The sequence below is a fragment of the Vibrio cyclitrophicus genome (assembly GCF_024347435.1).
In the GTDB taxonomy this organism is placed as follows: Bacteria; Pseudomonadota; Gammaproteobacteria; order Enterobacterales; family Vibrionaceae; genus Vibrio; species Vibrio cyclitrophicus.
The window spans coordinates 517637-534694 of the sequence record NZ_AP025480.1; the positions used below are offsets into that span (position 1 = coordinate 517637).

The 17058-nt window shown below is 43.5% G+C and carries 11 protein-coding genes and 2 pseudogenes; 10 read left to right on the forward strand and 3 right to left on the reverse strand.

Features of this window, described 5'->3' with window-relative positions:
• Positions 1 to 2 precede the first annotated feature (2 nt).
• From ispF to OCW38_RS02535, 5 genes and pseudogenes are all read left to right on the forward strand, one after another.
• Positions 3 to 482 (forward strand): 2-C-methyl-D-erythritol 2,4-cyclodiphosphate synthase, encoded by a 480-nt coding sequence (gene ispF, locus OCW38_RS02515; RefSeq protein WP_010435793.1) that lies wholly within the window; start codon positions 3 to 5, stop codon positions 480 to 482.
• Between the two features lie 22 nt (positions 483 to 504).
• On the forward strand, positions 505 to 1551 hold the full coding sequence (gene truD, locus OCW38_RS02520; protein WP_010435794.1) for a tRNA pseudouridine(13) synthase TruD: 1047 nt from the start codon (positions 505 to 507) through the stop codon (positions 1549 to 1551).
• A 75-nt stretch (positions 1552 to 1626) separates the two neighbouring features.
• Positions 1627 to 2370 carry a 5'/3'-nucleotidase SurE gene (gene surE, locus OCW38_RS02525; RefSeq protein WP_010435796.1) on the forward strand — a complete coding sequence of 248 codons (744 nt, stop codon included), beginning with the start codon at positions 1627 to 1629 and terminating at the stop codon, positions 2368 to 2370.
• Positions 2371 to 2997, forward strand: a complete 627-nt coding sequence (locus tag OCW38_RS02530; RefSeq protein WP_010435798.1) for a protein-L-isoaspartate(D-aspartate) O-methyltransferase — start codon at positions 2371 to 2373, stop codon at positions 2995 to 2997.
• 35 nt (positions 2998 to 3032) lie between these two features.
• Positions 3033 to 3434, forward strand: a pseudogene (locus OCW38_RS02535) (LysM peptidoglycan-binding domain-containing protein); the annotation flags it as partial.
• Between the two features lie 52 nt (positions 3435 to 3486).
• Here OCW38_RS02535 and tnpC read toward each other — a convergent pair.
• Positions 3487 to 4913 (reverse strand): IS66 family transposase gene (gene tnpC / locus OCW38_RS02540; protein ID WP_261894982.1). Its coding sequence is split into 2 segments (ribosomal slippage): positions 3487 to 4721 and positions 4721 to 4913, totalling 1428 coding nucleotides; the frame shifts between segments, so codons are not numbered across the junction.
• A 102-nt stretch (positions 4914 to 5015) separates the two neighbouring features.
• Positions 5016 to 7274 (reverse strand): annotated as a pseudogene (gene mutS / locus OCW38_RS02545) (DNA mismatch repair protein MutS); the annotation flags it as partial.
• 173 nt (positions 7275 to 7447) lie between these two features.
• Here mutS and OCW38_RS02550 point away from each other — a divergent pair.
• Positions 7448 to 8722, forward strand: coding sequence for a tyrosine-type recombinase/integrase (locus tag OCW38_RS02550; protein ID WP_261894984.1), 1275 nt, complete (start codon positions 7448 to 7450; stop codon positions 8720 to 8722).
• A 423-nt stretch (positions 8723 to 9145) separates the two neighbouring features.
• Positions 9146 to 10323, forward strand: a protein-coding gene (locus OCW38_RS02555) for an IS3 family transposase (protein ID WP_102461597.1) whose coding sequence is annotated in 2 segments (ribosomal slippage) — positions 9146 to 9404 and positions 9404 to 10323 — 1179 coding nt in all. Because the reading frame shifts where the segments join, the coding sequence is not laid out codon by codon here.
• A gap of 327 nt (positions 10324 to 10650) precedes the next feature.
• Here the strand turns inward: OCW38_RS02555 and OCW38_RS02560 are convergent.
• A complete protein-coding gene (locus OCW38_RS02560) occupies positions 10651 to 11901 on the reverse strand; it encodes a flagellin N-terminal helical domain-containing protein (RefSeq protein ID WP_261894987.1) in 1251 nt (416 codons plus the stop codon).
• A 402-nt stretch (positions 11902 to 12303) separates the two neighbouring features.
• Here OCW38_RS02560 and pncC point away from each other — a divergent pair, with 402 nt between their 5' ends.
• The 3 genes from pncC (at position 12304) to alaS (ending at position 16889) form a co-directional block, all read left to right on the forward strand.
• On the forward strand, positions 12304 to 12798 hold the full coding sequence (gene pncC / locus OCW38_RS02565; protein ID WP_016768194.1) for a nicotinamide-nucleotide amidase: 495 nt from the start codon (positions 12304 to 12306) through the stop codon (positions 12796 to 12798).
• Between the two features lie 139 nt (positions 12799 to 12937).
• Complete coding sequence (gene recA, locus OCW38_RS02570) at positions 12938 to 13978, forward strand: recombinase RecA (RefSeq protein WP_010435812.1); 1041 nt, start codon at positions 12938 to 12940, stop codon at positions 13976 to 13978.
• Between the two features lie 328 nt (positions 13979 to 14306).
• Positions 14307 to 16889, forward strand: coding sequence for an alanine--tRNA ligase (alaS, locus tag OCW38_RS02575; protein ID WP_010435813.1), 2583 nt, complete (start codon positions 14307 to 14309; stop codon positions 16887 to 16889).
• Positions 16890 to 17058: the final 169 nt, after the last annotated feature.

Here is a 17058-nt window from a genome sequence, read left to right on the forward strand (position 1 = left end):
TGATGATTCGTATTGGTCACGGCTTTGATGTACATAAGTTTGGTGGTGAAGGCCCGGTAATTATTGGTGGCGTTAGCATTCCTTACGAGCAAGGGCTTATCGCACACTCAGACGGTGATGTTGCCCTGCACGCATTATGCGATGCTTTACTGGGTTCAATTGCAGCGGGTGATATTGGTCGTCATTTCCCTGATACGGATGATGAATGGAAAGGCGCAGATAGTCGTGAATTGCTTAAAGATGTGTACCGTCGAGTAAAAGAGCAAGGTTATGTGATTGGTAATGCAGATATTACTATCATGGCGCAAGCGCCTAAAATGGCTCCTCATATAGACTCTATGTGCCAAGCTATTGCACAAGATTTAGAAACCAGCATTGGCAATGTGAATGTAAAAGCGACGACTACTGAGCGTTTAGGTTTTACAGGTCGCAAAGAGGGCATCGCATGTGAAGCGGTAGTCCTAATTACTAAAAGTGCGTAAGCACCAACACGAAAAGAACAGCATGTCAGATATTTTATCTTCATTGGCTTACCTAAACGGTAAACCAACTGCGAAAGCAAAACTAAAAGCAAAAGCCGAACACTTTGTCGTTAATGAAGACTTAGGTTTTGAGTTTACTGGTGAAGGCGAACACCTAATGGTTCGTATTCGTAAAACTGGTGAAAACACGAGCTTCGTAGCAAATGAGCTGGCTAAAGCATGTGGTGTTAAGTCGAAGGACGTGAGTTGGGCTGGTTTGAAAGACCGTCACGCGGTTACCGAGCAATGGTTGAGCGTACACCTACCTAAAGGTCAGCCTGACTTTTCAGATTTCTTAGCACAGTATCCAAGCATTGAGATCTTGGCGATGGCACGACACAACAAAAAGTTACGTCCAGGTGATTTAGTTGGCAACCAATTTGAGCTGACTTTGTCTGAAGTAACTGATTGTGATGATGTGGTAAAGCGTTTAGAAAAAGTCGCTCAAGTCGGCGTGCCAAATTACTTCGGAGCTCAGCGTTTTGGTAATGAAGGTAACAACTTATCTGAAGCTCGACGTTGGGGGCGTGAAAATGTTCGTACGCGTAATCAGAATAAGCGCAGCTTGTACCTTTCTGCAGCTCGTTCTTGGATTTACAACCTGATCCTTTCAGACCGTATCAAGCAAGATGCGTTTGCATCGGCACTGGTTGGCGATATTGTCGTGAAAGACGGTGCTCAACTAGTGGTAACTGCGGATAATATCGAAGCGGTAAATCAAGACATCGAGAACGGCTCTTCGTTTATTACGGTTGCTTTGGCTGGAGATAATGCGTTACCTACAATTGATGCGTCTCAAGCTTTAGAGCAAAAACACCTTGATGCTGAACCGGATCTAATGGCGCTTATTTGCGGTAACCGCATGCGCCATGATCGCCGTGAAGCTTCGTTGAAGCCTACTGGTTTAACTTGGGAAGTGGACGAAGATAATATTACTCTTAAGTTTTCTCTTGATGCGGGTTGTTTTGCTACCGCTATCGTTCGTGAACTTGTCGAAGAAGTTCACGTAGAGAGAAGCTACGAGCAGTAATGATTCAGTTTGGAGCTAAGTGGCTTGATATGGGAATTTGAGTCACTTGGCATGGAACAAAAGAAAGGAAACAAGATGAAGATTTTACTCAGCAACGATGATGGTGTGCACGCTCAAGGTATTCATGAGCTGGCAAATGAATTACGTGATCTTGCTGAAATTATCATTGTTGCACCTGATCGTAATCGTTCGGGAGCTTCAAATTCATTAACTTTAGAACAACCTCTGCGTGTTCAAGAGATTGCTGAAAATACCTATTCGGTACAAGGGACACCAACAGATTGTGTGCATTTTGCGTTAAATGAACTACTCAAAAATGAGATGCCTGATCTGGTTTTAACGGGTATTAATCACGGTGCTAACCTTGGTGATGATGTGCTTTATTCAGGTACAGTAGCAGCAGCAATGGAAGGGCACTTTTTAGGTGTTCAGTCAGTGGCGTTTTCTCTGGTTGGAAAAAAACATTTTAAGACAGCGGCAGTTATTGCTCGTCGTATCGTCGAACAACATTTAGCAAATCCAATCCCGACCAATCGCCTACTAAACATTAATGTTCCTGACTTAGCCTTGGATCAACTGTCTGGTACTCAAGTGACGCGCTTAGGAGCTCGTCATCATGCTGAAGATATGATTAAGCAGAAAGATCCTCGCGGGCATGATATTTATTGGCTTGGTCCTCCGGGAAAAGAACAAGATGCTGGTGAAGGTACGGACTTTTATGCGATAGAGCATGGTTTTGTATCGGTAACACCGCTACAGGTTGATTTAACGGCGCATGAGTCGTTGGGTGCGATGGCGACATGGTTAGGAGAGAAGTAAGTGAGTAATCCACAAGCAGAGCGCTTAGTTACTTTTCTGATTGAAAATGGCATTCAAGATCAGAAAGTGCTTGATGCGATTTACCAATTACCAAGAGAGAGTTTTTTGTCGCAGGCGATGCATCATCAAGCTTATGATAATAATGCGCTGCCTATTGGACAAGGGCAGACGATCTCTCAGCCGTACATCGTTGCTAAAATGACAGAGTTACTTGAACTACAACAAGATAGCCGTGTTTTGGAAATTGGCACGGGTTCTGGTTATCAAACCGCTGTACTAGCTCAACTTGTTGACCATGTGTATTCGGTTGAACGAATAAAGTCTCTACAATGGGATGCTAAACGCAGGTTGAAGCAACTCGATTTCTACAATATTTCAACCAAACATGGTGATGGCTGGCAAGGATGGTCTTCCAAGGCGCCTTTTGATGCGATTATTGTCACCGCAGCTGCAGAGTCGATTCCTCAGGCTCTTTTACAGCAGTTGAAAGATGGCGGCCGTTTATTAATCCCTGTTGGTGATGACGAACAACAATTGTTGAAGATTGTTCGCCATGGTGACGAGTTTTTATCGAGCGTGATCGAGATGGTGAGATTTGTACCTCTTGTTCCCGGTGAACTAGCTTAATAACAAGACTAATGGTGTAGGTGGGTAGAGAGTCGATGCGTTCGAAGTTGTTAAAAGTAAGTGCTTTACTACTTAGCTGTGCCCTTGTTGGGTGTGCAGCGAATTCGCCTGCGCCAGTTTCAAGCTTAAATAAAAAATACTCTTCGATTGATCGTGGCAGCTATCGCGGTAGTTACTACGAAGTGAAAAAAGGCGATACGCTTTATTTTATTGCTTATGTGACGAACAAAGACGTTAACGATTTAGTTAGTTATAACAAGCTCTCTGCTCCTTATACAATCCACCCAGGGCAGAAGCTTAAGTTGTGGCGCCCGAGCTACAGCGCACCAGCGTATGGTAAATCAACAGTGGCGGTTGCAGCAGTTGCTGCGCCTGTCGCGGCATCCACTACATCATCGGCATCCACTACGTCATCGACAGCAAGTACCCCTAAAACGTAATCGTTCACCAAGGTAACTTGACTTGATATTAACGGAGGGTGAGAGTCACCTATAGATCAAAGACGTTGGGGTACGGTCTCTTCGCCACAACAGCCGTGATGATTTCACTCAACACCGACATTGCTGATAGACCGCGCTTTTTGCAGGTTTCGATGAGTGTGTGGATACGACTACGGAATTTATCACCTGCATCCGAGGTCGTTCCGAAGCTAATTTTCCTTTGAATGACAAAACCTCTAATACATCGCTCAGCTTCATTATTGGTTAAGGGGATTGATGTTTTCTTGAGGAAAACCCACAAGCTCTCTCTATGTTTAAGCAGTAACTTGCATCGCCCTCGATACCGCTTGACCATCACATCTGTCCCTTTTCTCAACCAATGATCGAACGATTTTTGTAGCCTGTGCATTCGCCGCAAGTACAGTGAATAATCCAATTCACCTTGTTCATAACGATGCCGAGTATGGAAAATGGCGTTCGTCAGCAAACAAAGATGTTTGCCAATATAAGCGGTGTGGCCACCGCCACTATAATCCGCCATTTGCTGAAGATTGCGCTTCACATGTGCCCAACATAACTGATGACGGTCTTCGGCTATCCAGTTATAGCTTGGGCACTGGTCACTGACCACAATACCTGCATAGTCTTCATCGATGACCTTTTTTGCTGAGGAGGTAGAGCGTGAATAGAGTATTTGTTCATAGACAAGGTCATCACTGGCCACTAACCAACACCAACGAAGGCTTGTTTCATCATTTCGGTGATGAGAGGTTTCGTCAGCATGAATCAAAGGCGCTTTCTTTAACGCTTGTTTTATCGCTTGATGCAATGGCGTTAGCATTGAAGCGACCTTCGTTTGCGCTTCGCTAATCGCACCGACCGAAAAGGTTGTGCCAAGCTGTTCTTTGAGTAGAGATTGGATTTTCCGAACGCTGAGGTGATATTGCCCTGCAAGCACGCCAATGTAACTTAATAAGTTCGGCCCTATAATCCCTTGCGATGCATCGTCAGGCTTTTGAGCCTTGACGGTTTCTTTGCAGTGCCTACATTGACCTGAAAATAAACGGTATTCGGTGATATCGACAGTGGGTTTTGGAATATCGAAGACCTGATGGCGATAGTATGGCCCACCTTGAACCTCAATGTCAGATTGAGCGCAACAAGGACAAGTTTCAGGGAAACAGTCAATGATGACATCCGTTTTTTTTAACGGTGAGAGCTTTCGTTGATGCCCTGTGTGGCCTTGTTTAGCTCCTCTCGAATTGCGACCACCAGAGCTTTCAGCTTTTTTCGCTCATGGCGATCTTTAGGATTGTCTGAAGAGGGCGATTTTGAAGAGTTTTTGGAGCTAGTGGTTAGCTTGTCTTCATAATGTCGGAGCTGTTCCCACAGCTCATCAATAAGCACCTTAGCCTCATTCAAATCTGAGACTTCAGGTGGTGCTTCTTGGTATTTAGGTGATTTTTTTCTAGTCATGAAACCATAATGGCTTCCCAGAATGATCACTCAAGACCCAAAGTGGGATCAATTGCGTAAGGTCACACTTTTTATGTCAATAGGGCTTGGTGAACACTTACCGTTCGCTAAGGTTGGAAGTTGGTTAGGCAGTTCAGTTAGTTCAAAGTAGTGCGTTGCAAATAGTGTCATCGCATTGATTTGATTAGCTAGCCATTCAGCACTTGCCCAAGCCAGTGATAGGCCATCATAAGTGCTGGTGCCGCGGCCGATCTCATCCATTAGCACAAGGCTATTTGGTGTAGCGTTATGCAGAATATTCGCGGTCTCTGTCATCTCAACCATGAAAGTTGAACGACCCGAAGCTAAATCATCCGATGCGCCAATACGCGTAAAGATACGGTCGATAGAGCCAATCGTCGCGCTTTCTGCTGGTACATAACAACCGATATGAGCCATCAGCGCAATGAGTGCGGTCTGACGCATGTAGGTCGACTTACCACCCATGTTTGGACCTGTGATGATCAGCATTTTACGTTGATCATTGAGGTCGATAGGGTTCGCAATGAAAGGTTCGTCCATCACTTGTTCCACTACAGGATGACGACCTGCTTGAATTTGCACACCAGCTGACTCTGTCATCGTTGGACGGCAGTAATCAAGAGTGTCTGCACGTTCGGCTAAGTTTTGCAGAACATCAAGCTGAGATACAGAAGAAGCGATATTTTGCAGTTGCTCTAGATAAGGCAGTAACAAATCAAATAACTCTTCCCACAACTGCTTCTCGATAGCCAGGGCTTTCGATTTTGAGTTGAGGACTTTATCTTCATGCTCTTTTAGCTCGGGAATAATGTAGCGTTCTGCATTTTTAAGCGTTTGACGGCGAACATAGTGTGGTGGCACAAGATGGCTCTGCCCGCGGCTTACTTGAATGAAGAATCCGTGTACGTTGTTGTAGCCAACTTTAAGCGTGTCGATGCCATGGCGTTCACGCTCTTCTTGCTCAAGCTTGTCAAGAAACTCTGTTGCGCCCGCTGCAAGGTCACGCCATTCGTCTAACTCGGTATTATAGCCTTCTGCAATCACACCACCATCTCGGATAACCACCGGTGGGTTTTCTTTGATCGCACGCTCAAGCAGCTCTGATACTTCACCCAAAGGAGAAGCATATTGAGCAAGTTGAGTAAGATATGGGTGTTTAAGTTGCGTCAGTGTTTCAGCAAGCTCTGGTAAGTATTCCATTGCTTGGCGAAGACGAGCCATATCGCGAGGACGCGCTGAACGAAGTGCTAATCGAGCAAGAATGCGTTCGATATCACCGATCTGTTTTAAGGTTGGTTGTAGCTCTGTGAATAGAGCCAAATCTTTCATTTCACCTATCGCGTCTAGGCGCTGATCGAGTGCTGAGATATTGCGCATTGGTTGATGTAACCAACGCTTAAGCATACGACTGCCCATAGCGGTTGCGGTGTGATCAAGCACTTCGGCAAGGGTATTATCAGTGCCGCCCGATAAGTTTTGAGTGATCTCTAGGTTACGGCGAGTTGCCGCATCAAGGATCACTGAGTGATCTTGCTTATCCATTGTGAGTGAACGGATATGCGGAAGGGCTGTTCGTTGGGTATCTTTAACGTATTGGATCAGACAACCCGCAGCACACAAACCGAGCTTCGCATTTTCTACGCCAAAGCCAACAAGATCGCGAGTACCAAATTGTTGATTGAGTTGTTGCTTAGCTGTATCTAATTCAAATTCCCATACTGGACGACGGCGATTGCCATTACGACTTGCCATCAAATTTACAGGTTCGAAATCTTCAGGGAATAGCAGTTCACGTGGTGACGTTCTCTGCAATTCTGCCGCCATTGCTTCTTCGGTTTCCGGCTCACATAGCTGGAATCGACCAGAAGTAATATCAAGCGTCGCGTAGCCAAATTTACCATTGTGGTAGTAAATAGCGGCGATTAAGTTGTCGACTCGCTCAGAAAGCAGGGCTTCGTCGGTTACGGTACCCGGTGTCACGATACGCACAACCGCGCGCTCAACAGGGCCCTTTGAAGTTGCTGGATTACCAATCTGCTCACAAATTGCTACGGACTCGCCCAACTGCACTAACTTCGCAAGATACCCTTCAACAGCATGGTATGGAACACCCGCCATAGGAATTGGCTCACCATTTGAAGAGCCACGCTTAGTCAGTGAAATATCGAGTAGTTGAGAGGCTTTTTTAGCGTCATCGTAGAAAAGCTCGTAGAAATCGCCCATGCGATAGAACAGCAGAATTTCTGGGTTTTCTGCTTTGAGTTTCAGATACTGCTGCATCATAGGTGTGTGTTTGTGGTTGGTTGCTTTGTTTTTATTGGTTTCTTCTAATGTTTTCATAATAATATTCAATGTTTTACGACCAACCATGTGTGGTTTCTAGTCTCATGGAGTGCCACTTGGTGTCAGTGAATCCCATAATTAAGTGTAGGTTTTTGTGTAGCTTTTGGATTATTCCTACACTAAGATAGTCATATTGTGTTGTTTGCGTATTAGTTAAGGATTATACAAATATGACCGTGGGAAAGAGTAACAAACCTCTTAGTGATCGAGCAATTAGAAACCATAAAGCTGATGGAAAAACCTTGGTTGATGTTGGTGAATATAGAGGGTTGCGAGTTAATGTTGGTAAAACAGGACGTAAGACATTTACTTACCGCTATCGTTCTCCGGTAAACAACAAGATAACTCAAGCTAAGCTTGGCACTTATCCAGACATGTCTTTGGAGCAAGCTAGAGTTGAGCTTAAGCACTTAAAAGCTATTAGAGATGCAGGTAAGTGTCCTAAAAGAGAATTGGAAAAACAGAAGCTCCTAGAGACTCAAGCTAAAGAATCAGATCGCTACGCTAAGATCAACGTTAAAAACTTGGTTGATAATTATCTGAAAGGCTACATTGAAGGTTCAAGTAATAGGAAACCTAAAGGACAAAAGGAAGCTCGCCGAACGCTGTATAAAGACGTCGTAAAACCTATTGGTTCAAAGCTAGCTATTGACCTAACCCGTAAAGATATATCTGATTTGGTTATGGGGATCGTTGAGCGCGGAGCAAATGTTCAAGCTGGGTATGTCCTTAGAGAACTAACTTCAGCGTATCGTTATGCTATTTCAACTGGTTACTTATCTTATGAATTTGTAAACCCTGCGCTACAAGCTAAAGATAGCTTGAAAATATCCAAAGTGAAATTAACTTGTAGTAAAGGAAGACGCTATTTCAATGATGAAGAAATTGTTCAGTTTTTGAATTGGTTACCAATCTCTGGTTTTAGTCAGAACCAAAAGGGGATCTTGAGACTGACGCTCTGGACTGGTTGTAGAACAGGTGAGGTATGTTCCTTAGCTTGGTCTGATGTCAACTTGAACAATAAAACTCTATTTTTGAGAGAAACTAAGACTGGTCTGGTTCGTCATGTGATGCTTTCTAATCAAGCGGCTGAGTGGCTACAGAACAAATACCAAAAACGAGATAAAAATGATTACGTTTTCCAATCTCAGAGGACTCGCAGACCTGTTCAGCAAAAACATTTATCTGAAAAAATCTGGAGTTTGAAGCAGAAAGGTATGATGTTAGATATCCCCAATTGGACTCCCCATGATTTAAGAAGAACGGTTAGAACAGGACTTGCTAGGAAAAAGTGTCCTTCAGAAGTTGCTGAAGCCGTTTTAGGACATACAAAGGAAGGTATTAATGGGACTTATGACCTTCATTCTTATGAGGATGAGTGTAGAGTTTGGTTGCAAAAATGGGCTGACCATTTAGATTCTCTAATGAGTGAGTCTATTTCTTGATTGGAAGCACTCTTACGAAGCTAAATGGTTTTTCAGGTTGCAGATTTGTACTAATGTGACGTGTCTTAGTTGGTTAAACCTCACAAAACTGGTGGTGCGATTCAACCTATACGATAAGGATAAACGCGCCCACCAAACTCATTTTTGGACAAAAGTGAGTCAGTGATCTGGCTAAATTAGTAATCAATAGATTACTTCAAATTTAGAAAACTTCGCTAAGCAAAACGAAAGACCTTCCCCTAGTAGGTCCTTAGTAAGTGACCATCTTGAAAAAGCTCCATACTACATGACTAACGTAATGTAGATACTTGGTAAAACTAAGAGATGTATATAGAAATTTGGCTCACCATCTGTAGTGGTACGGTGAATTTGGTCACTTAGTTAGAGGTGATATCATCACCTCATAAGTTAACAGGTGACACTATGACAAAACGTACAAGACGACTATTTAGCGCAGAATTTAAGTTAGAAGCAGCTCAGTTAGTCCTAGACCAAAATTACTCAGTGACTGAAGCAGCCCAAGCCATGAATGTGGGCAAGTCCACGATGGATAAGTGGGTTCGCCAGCTTAGAGAAGAGCGCCAAGGAAAAACACCGAAAGCTTCACCGATGACCCCTGAACAAATAGAAATTCGGGAATTAAAAAAGAAGTTGGCTCGCCTTGAAGAGCATAATGAAATATTAAAAAAAGCCACGGCTCTGTTGATGTCGGACTCACTGAACAATTCTTGATAATCAAGAAACTCAAGCAGAGCTACAGCGTAAAAACATTATGCGAAGTCTTCAATGTTCATCGAAGTAGTTATCACTATTGGCTTAAACGCCCAACGGTAATTAACGCTGAAACAGTAAAATTGCGCAGCTTGGTCAGTGAGGCTCACGCTGCAAGCAATGGCTCTGCGGGAGCGAGAACCATTGCAGATATAGTCACAAATCAGGGGGGAAAGCTGAGCCGATACCGAGCAACAAAACTTATGAGAACGCTTGGTTTAGTGAGTTGCCAAGTGCCAAAACATCGTTACCGAAAGGCTTCACAAGAACATATTGACGTTCCAAATCACTTAGGTCGTCAGTTTGCGGTTACCGCCCCAAATGAGGTATGGGCTGGTGATGTGACGTATATTTGGACAGGTAATCGGTGGATGTATTTAGCCGTTGTTATCGATCTTTTTGCCCGAAAAGTGATTGGTTGGTCGATGTCTCTATCACCTGATTCTAGACTAACAGGCAAAGCTCTTTCGATGGCTTATGAGTCACGTGGTAAGCCTAAAGGTGTTATGTTCCATAGCGATCAAGGCAGTCATTATACTAGCCGTAAATACCGTCAATTGCTGTGGCGTTTTCAAATAAAACAGAGTTTATCTCGCCGAGGGAATTGTTGGGATAATGCGCCGATGGAGCGTTTCTTTAGAAGTCTGAAAACGGAATGGGTGCCAACTGTGGGTTATCGTAGCTTCGCTGAGGCTCAACAAGAGATTACCCGTTACATTATCGGATACTACTGCCAACTCAGACCACATCAGTATAACGGTGGTCTAACTCCCAATGAATCAGAACGATTATATTGGGAAAACTCTAAAACCGTGGCCAATTTTAGTTGACCACTACAATTCGATGTAGTAGATGCAGTCGAAGTTCTTAGCTATACACATAAGCTATATGGAAGTGAGTTTTATTTGAACAGTAGAAGAAAGAAGGTCAAAGGCGTTCTCTATGGTTCAAGGTTAGTTGAATATTTGATGTTCATGGATAACCATAGTTACTCAGAGCTAAGGTTTACTCTTGGAGTCTCTGATGAAAAGTGGGCTGGATTACGTAAGGTACATAGCAACAAACGATTAGAACATCATGATTAATTGCTCTATCTGTACTATAGCTATATGTTAGAGATACACTAGAGTTGGCGGTGGCTGGTTCTGAAACCACCGCTAGACAAGTAGTTGAGGTATACTCTTAGGAACGTTCTGTGATTGTGCTAGCATGCTAGTAGCAGCGTCGCCAATTATCTTTTGTTTGGTCAGTTTAGTCGTTTCCTTTGCAAAATCAGTATCTTTTATTCTACTTTTGCTTTCTTGGGTATTAATGTTCTGTGTTTCTAGGTTTTTAAAAGAGCTTGTAATTCTATTTATGTTTGCTCCGATGTTAGAGCGGTAAGAGCTTACTCGCTCGATAAGCTGGTCACTTGCGAATAATAGAGAGTTGTCGTTATGAGTGCTATTTTTTGCATAGGAAGTGTTCTCAAACGTTGTTAAGCCTAAAAAGCCCATCTGGAGATCTCCCAAGTTGAAAGGGTTTGCGGAATATATTAAGCGGTTGTTGGGTAGAGACGTAAAGTTTTGATCAAATATACCTACATGGATTGCATCGTTTGACCTATTTTCCAGTTTTCTCGCATATCCTATCTTCTGGATATTGTCTCCGTCACTATTTGTCTCTTCTGCAATAAAAAACTTGACTTCATTGTTAAATGAAGAGTTTAGAATGTTGACAACTCCTTCTACCGATTCCCCTTCATTAAAGGTAATTACTTTTTCTTTTTCGCCGTTCGATTGGGGAGAGTAGATGAAAGAAATTGAGTCACCTTTTTGAGTTCTCCATCCTTGAGGTATTCCTTCAGATAAGTGTGATGGCATTGATGTTGCGACAGATTGAAAGCCGTGCATATGCGTCAGATTGGGCAGAGTTACCATCATTGCTTGCCCGGACTCTTGTCCTAATTGGAAAGTGATTTTTTTGTCGAGGCTTTTATTGTCTTTTTCGCCAAGAAACAAGCTTTCCCCAGCAAAACGAGTTGTAAGAGCTATATGATTTAGTTCTTTTCCTAATTGTGTGATCTCTTGATGGATCGCATCTCTATCCTCCTTACTGTTTGATCCATTGACAGATTGCAGAGATAAATCTCGAACGCGGAAAAGAATCTCAGTGTATTCATTAAGAGCACTTTCCGCTGTTTCTAAGGTCGATATCGCATCATTGGCGTTTCTCATCGCAACTTCAAACCCTCGACTTTGAGCTTGAAGTTTGTTTGATATCTGGAGGCCAGCAGCGTCATCTTTAGCGGAATTTATGTTAGAACCAGAACTCAACTTATTCATTGCATCCTTGAGAGCAATGTTTGATGTCTTAATATGGTTCTGCGTAGACGTCGCTACAGAGTTTGTATTTATATTTAATGGCATAGCACAACACCTTTAAAAGTAGATAACTCAAAAAGCAAGCAATTGATGTGCCACTTGTTACTTATTGTTGCGTATGTATTTTCTTTATGAATGGGTGATATGTTGCCGATCGTGCTAGTGTTTTTATAAAAACGTGAGGTTGAGAGGATGAGTTTTGCCGCGAAGGTTTTTATAAGTATAGGTAAAAGTATAACTTCTTTAGTTGGATTGGTGTATGTTGTTGTTATATATATTAAATAACACTCTTGCATCAGGAGTATGTTTTTGATCGGCTTTCACAGTTAACTTCTTTCGTTTATTTCTATTGCGGCTTAGGATACGTGAAAGCGTTTCGTGCGAAAAGCGACACATGCGAAAAGATGCAAATCCAAATGATATGACCGTAGATAAAGGGAGCCGATGATGTATACGATTCAAGTTCTTAGTGAACAGCTTGGACATTTACTCGCTAAACACCAACATATCTTAGTGACGGCTGAATCTTGCACTGGTGGAGGTGTAGCGACCGCTATTACAGATATTGCTGGAAGTTCAGCATGGTTTGATCGCGCCTTTGTGACCTACAGTAATGAAGCAAAGCAAGAGATGATCGGTGTTCAGTCTGAAACCTTAGTTAAGTTTGGTGCTGTCAGTGAGCCTGTAGTAATCGAAATGGCTGATGGTGCGTTGCAAAATTCAAATGGCACAATTTCGGTATCGATAAGTGGTATTGCCGGTCCTGGTGGTGGCTCGGAAGATAAACCTGTAGGGACGGTGTGTTTTGCTTGGAAGGCCTGTGATGGGTGGAATAAAGTAGAAACGAATGTATTTACAGGTGATAGATCACAAGTACGCCAACAAGCGACGCACCATGCCCTGCAAGTTATTTATGATTACCTCTCAATGGAAGACAGATAACATTTGTACAAATTATTTTCACACAGGTATAGACACTGTATGAATCAACAGTATAATGAAAGCCAATTAGTCACCCCTATGTGGGTTAGAAATAGATTCTAAATCGCTTGTTGAGACAACCGATTATGTGGAGATAGAAATGGACGAGAATAAACAAAAAGCGTTAGCCGCAGCCCTTGGTCAGATTGAAAAACAATTTGGTAAAGGTTCGATCATGCGTCTTGGTGACAACCGCACAATGGACGTAGAAACTATTTCTACAGGTTCTCTATCTCTAGATATCGCACTAGGTGCTGGTGGCCTTCCAATGGGTCGTATCGTTGAAGTTTACGGCCCAGAATCATCAGGTAAAACAACGTTAACGCTTGAGCTTATTGCTGCAGCACAGAAAGTAGGTAAAACGTGTGCATTCGTTGATGCGGAGCACGCACTTGACCCTATTTACGCTCAGAAGCTTGGTGTTGATATCGACGCGCTTCTTGTTTCTCAACCTGATACGGGTGAGCAAGCATTAGAAATCTGTGACGCTCTAGCTCGTTCAGGTGCTATCGACGTTCTTGTTATTGACTCAGTAGCTGCACTGACACCTAAAGCGGAAATTGAAGGCGAAATGGGCGATAGCCACATGGGTCTTCAAGCTCGTATGCTTTCTCAAGCAATGCGTAAGCTAACAGGTAACCTTAAGCAGTCTAATTGTATGGCTATCTTCATTAACCAAATTCGTATGAAGATTGGTGTGATGTTCGGTAATCCAGAAACAACAACTGGTGGTAATGCGCTTAAGTTCTACGCATCTGTTCGTCTTGATATTCGCCGTACAGGTGCGATTAAGGATGGTGATGAAGTTGTTGGTAATGAAACGCGTATCAAGGTTGTTAAGAACAAGATTGCTGCACCATTCAAACAAGCTGAAACTCAAATTCTTTATGGCAAAGGCTTCAACCGTGAAGGCGAGCTTATCGACCTAGGTGTTAAGAATAAGCTAGTAGAAAAAGCAGGCGCTTGGTACAGCTACAAGGGCGACAAGATCGGTCAAGGTAAAGCTAACGCTGGTAAATACCTACGTGAAAACCCAGAGGTTGCTCTTGAGATCGATACTAAACTTCGTGAGTTGTTATTAACTCCTGCTGTTCTTGAAGAGAAGGGCGCAGAGAAAGAAGAAGAAAGCGAAGAGCTATAAGCTAACGTTTTATAAAGTGAATGCTTGAAATAAACATTCACTTGGAAAGAATTTAAAGCCTCGCATATTTTGCGGGGCTTTTTTATTGGAATAGCCTATCGGATATCTCTTTAATCAACTCTCTCTCGTTACCTGAGTTTTTAGTGATTATGTCGCCAATTTAGTTCTGCTTTTCTACGGCTAGATATAGTGGAATATTCTACGTTTTATCGAATTTCAACTAAAATCCTGCCCAAGGGTGTCTTTTCTACAAGAAAACTAGTCGAAGCCTTAACCATGATCTACAATACGGCAAAATTCTAACTCGACTATTTTCAGGAAGAGCTGCATGTACATGAGCACTGATGAGGTTCGCAACGCGTTCCTTAAGTTCTTTGAGAGCAAAGAACACCAAATCGTAGACAGTTCATCGTTAGTTCCACATAACGATCCAACCCTGCTATTCACTAACGCAGGTATGAACCAATTCAAAGATTGCTTCTTAGGCGCCGAAAAACGTGCCTACACTCGAGCAACTACGGCTCAGCGTTGTGTACGTGCGGGTGGTAAACACAATGACCTTGAAAACGTAGGTTTTACGGCTCGTCACCACACGTTCTTCGAAATGCTAGGCAACTTCAGCTTTGGTGACTACTTCAAAGAAGAAGCGATTGGGTTTGCTTGGGAATTCCTGACGGAAACTCTTCAACTGCCAAAAGATCGTCTACTAGTAACGGTATACGAGACAGATGATGAAGCATTCGATATCTGGAACAAGAAAGTAGGTGTACCTGCTGACCGTATCGTTCGAATCGGCGACAAAGAAGGCGGTAAACAGTTCGAGTCTGATAACTTCTGGACGATGGGTGACACAGGTCCTTGTGGTCCATGTACTGAAATCTTCTACGATCACGGTGAGCACATCTGGGGCGGCCGTCCTGGTACACCTGAAGAAGATGGTGACCGTTTCATCGAGATCTGGAACAACGTATTCATGCAGTTCAACCGTCACGCTGACGGCACAATGGAACCGCTACCTAAGCCTGCTGTAGATACAGGTATGGGTATTGAGCGTATTTCTGCAATCATGCAGGGCGTTCACTCTAACTACGAAATTGATGTATTCCAAAAGCTAATCAAAGCGACAGCGGAAGTTGTGGGTCATGACGATCTATCTAACCAATCGCTACGCGTTATTGCTGACCACATCCGTTCTTGTTCATTTTTAATCGCTGACGGCGTTATGCCTTCAAACGAAGGTCGTGGCTACGTTCTACGTCGTATTATTCGTCGTGCAGTTCGTCACGGTAACAAGCTTGGCGCACAAGGCGTGTTCTTCCACAAACTTGTGGGTGTACTGGCTGAAGTGATGGGCTCTGCGGCAGATGAACTTAAGAAACAGCAAGAGCTTGTTGAAAAAGTACTTCGCATTGAAGAAGAGAACTTTGGTCGCACGCTCGAGCGCGGCATGGTTATCCTTAACGACGCACTAGACGCACTTGAAGGCAAAGAGCTTGACGGTGAAACAGTATTCAAACTTTACGATACATACGGCTTCCCTGCTGACCTTACGAACGATGTAGCTCGTGAACGCGACTTTACCATCGATGAAGAAGGCTTTGAGAAGGCGATGGAAGCACAGCGTAAGCGTGCACGTGAAGCCGGTCAGTTCGGTACTGATTACAACGCGACGATCAAAGTAGACACGAACACTGAGTTCTGTGGTTACACAAGTACTGAAGGTGCTGGTGAAATTTCTGCGCTATTCGTTGACGGTGAAGAAGTATCTTCACTATCGGCTGGCGACAAAGCAATCATCATCCTTGAAGAGACACCATTCTATGCAGAGTCAGGCGGTCAATGTGGTGACGCTGGTACGCTAAGCACTGCGTCGGGTCTCTTCAAAGTACAAGATACTCAGAAGCTAGGTAACGCATTTGCACACCACGGCGAGCTAATTGAAGGCGTATTTGCTCAAGGCGATAAAGTCGAAGCGCGCGTTGATGCTGAGCGTCGTGCTGCTATTTCACTGAATCACTCTGCAACTCACTTACTTCACTCTGCACTGCGCGAAGTGCTAGGTGAGCACGTTGCTCAGAAAGGTTCTTTAGTTAAGCCAGACAATCTACGTTTTGACTTCTCCAACCTTGAAGCGGTAACACCGGCACAGATTAAAGAAGTAGAACGCTTGGTTAACGCACAAGTTCGTAAGAACCACGTGATTGAAACCAACATCATGGACATCGAGTCAGCGAAACAAAAAGGTGCAATGGCACTGTTTGGCGAGAAGTACGATGATGAAGTTCGCGTTCTATCTATGGGCGATTTCTCTACTGAACTTTGTGGTGGTATCCACGCAAGCAACACGGGTGATATCGGTCTATTCAAGATCACTTCTGAAGGTGGTATTGCTGCGGGTATTCGTCGTATTGAAGCGGTAACGGGTGAAGCAGCTCTAGATGCAGTAGAAGCTCAGGCTAACGCTTACGAAGAGAAGCTTGCTGAATCAGCTAAGAAAGCAAAATCGCTAGAGAAAGAAATCCAACTGCTTAAAGAAAAGATGGCTGCGGCAGAAAGCGCAAACATCATGGGCAAAGTAGAAGATATCTCTGGTACTAAAGTTTTGGTTGCTGCAATTGAAGGCGCAGACAACAAGAACCTACGTACTATGGTTGATAACGCTAAAAACCAAGTAGGTAGCGGCATCATCCTTATCGCGAATATCGCTGACGGCAAAGTTGGCTTGATTGCTGGCGTAACCAAAGACCTTGTTGGCAAAGTAAAAGCGGGTGACCTCGTTAAGATGGTTGCTGAGCAAGTTGGCGGTAAAGGCGGTGGTCGTCCTGATATGGCTCAAGCGGGTGGTACAGACGTTGAAGCACTACCAGAAGCGCTTAAATCGGTACGTACTTGGCTTGAAGAGCGCCTTTAAGCTTAAGTAATTGATATAAAGATGCCCAATCAATTGATTGGGCATCTTTTATTTTGCCTATAGCAAGAGCTTTAAACAAGGTTTGATTGAGATTAACCAAGAAGTCTAATGGTAACGTTAGACTCCTTGGTTAATTTTTTATTGCTTCGCTATGACGCGGAGCGAGTGT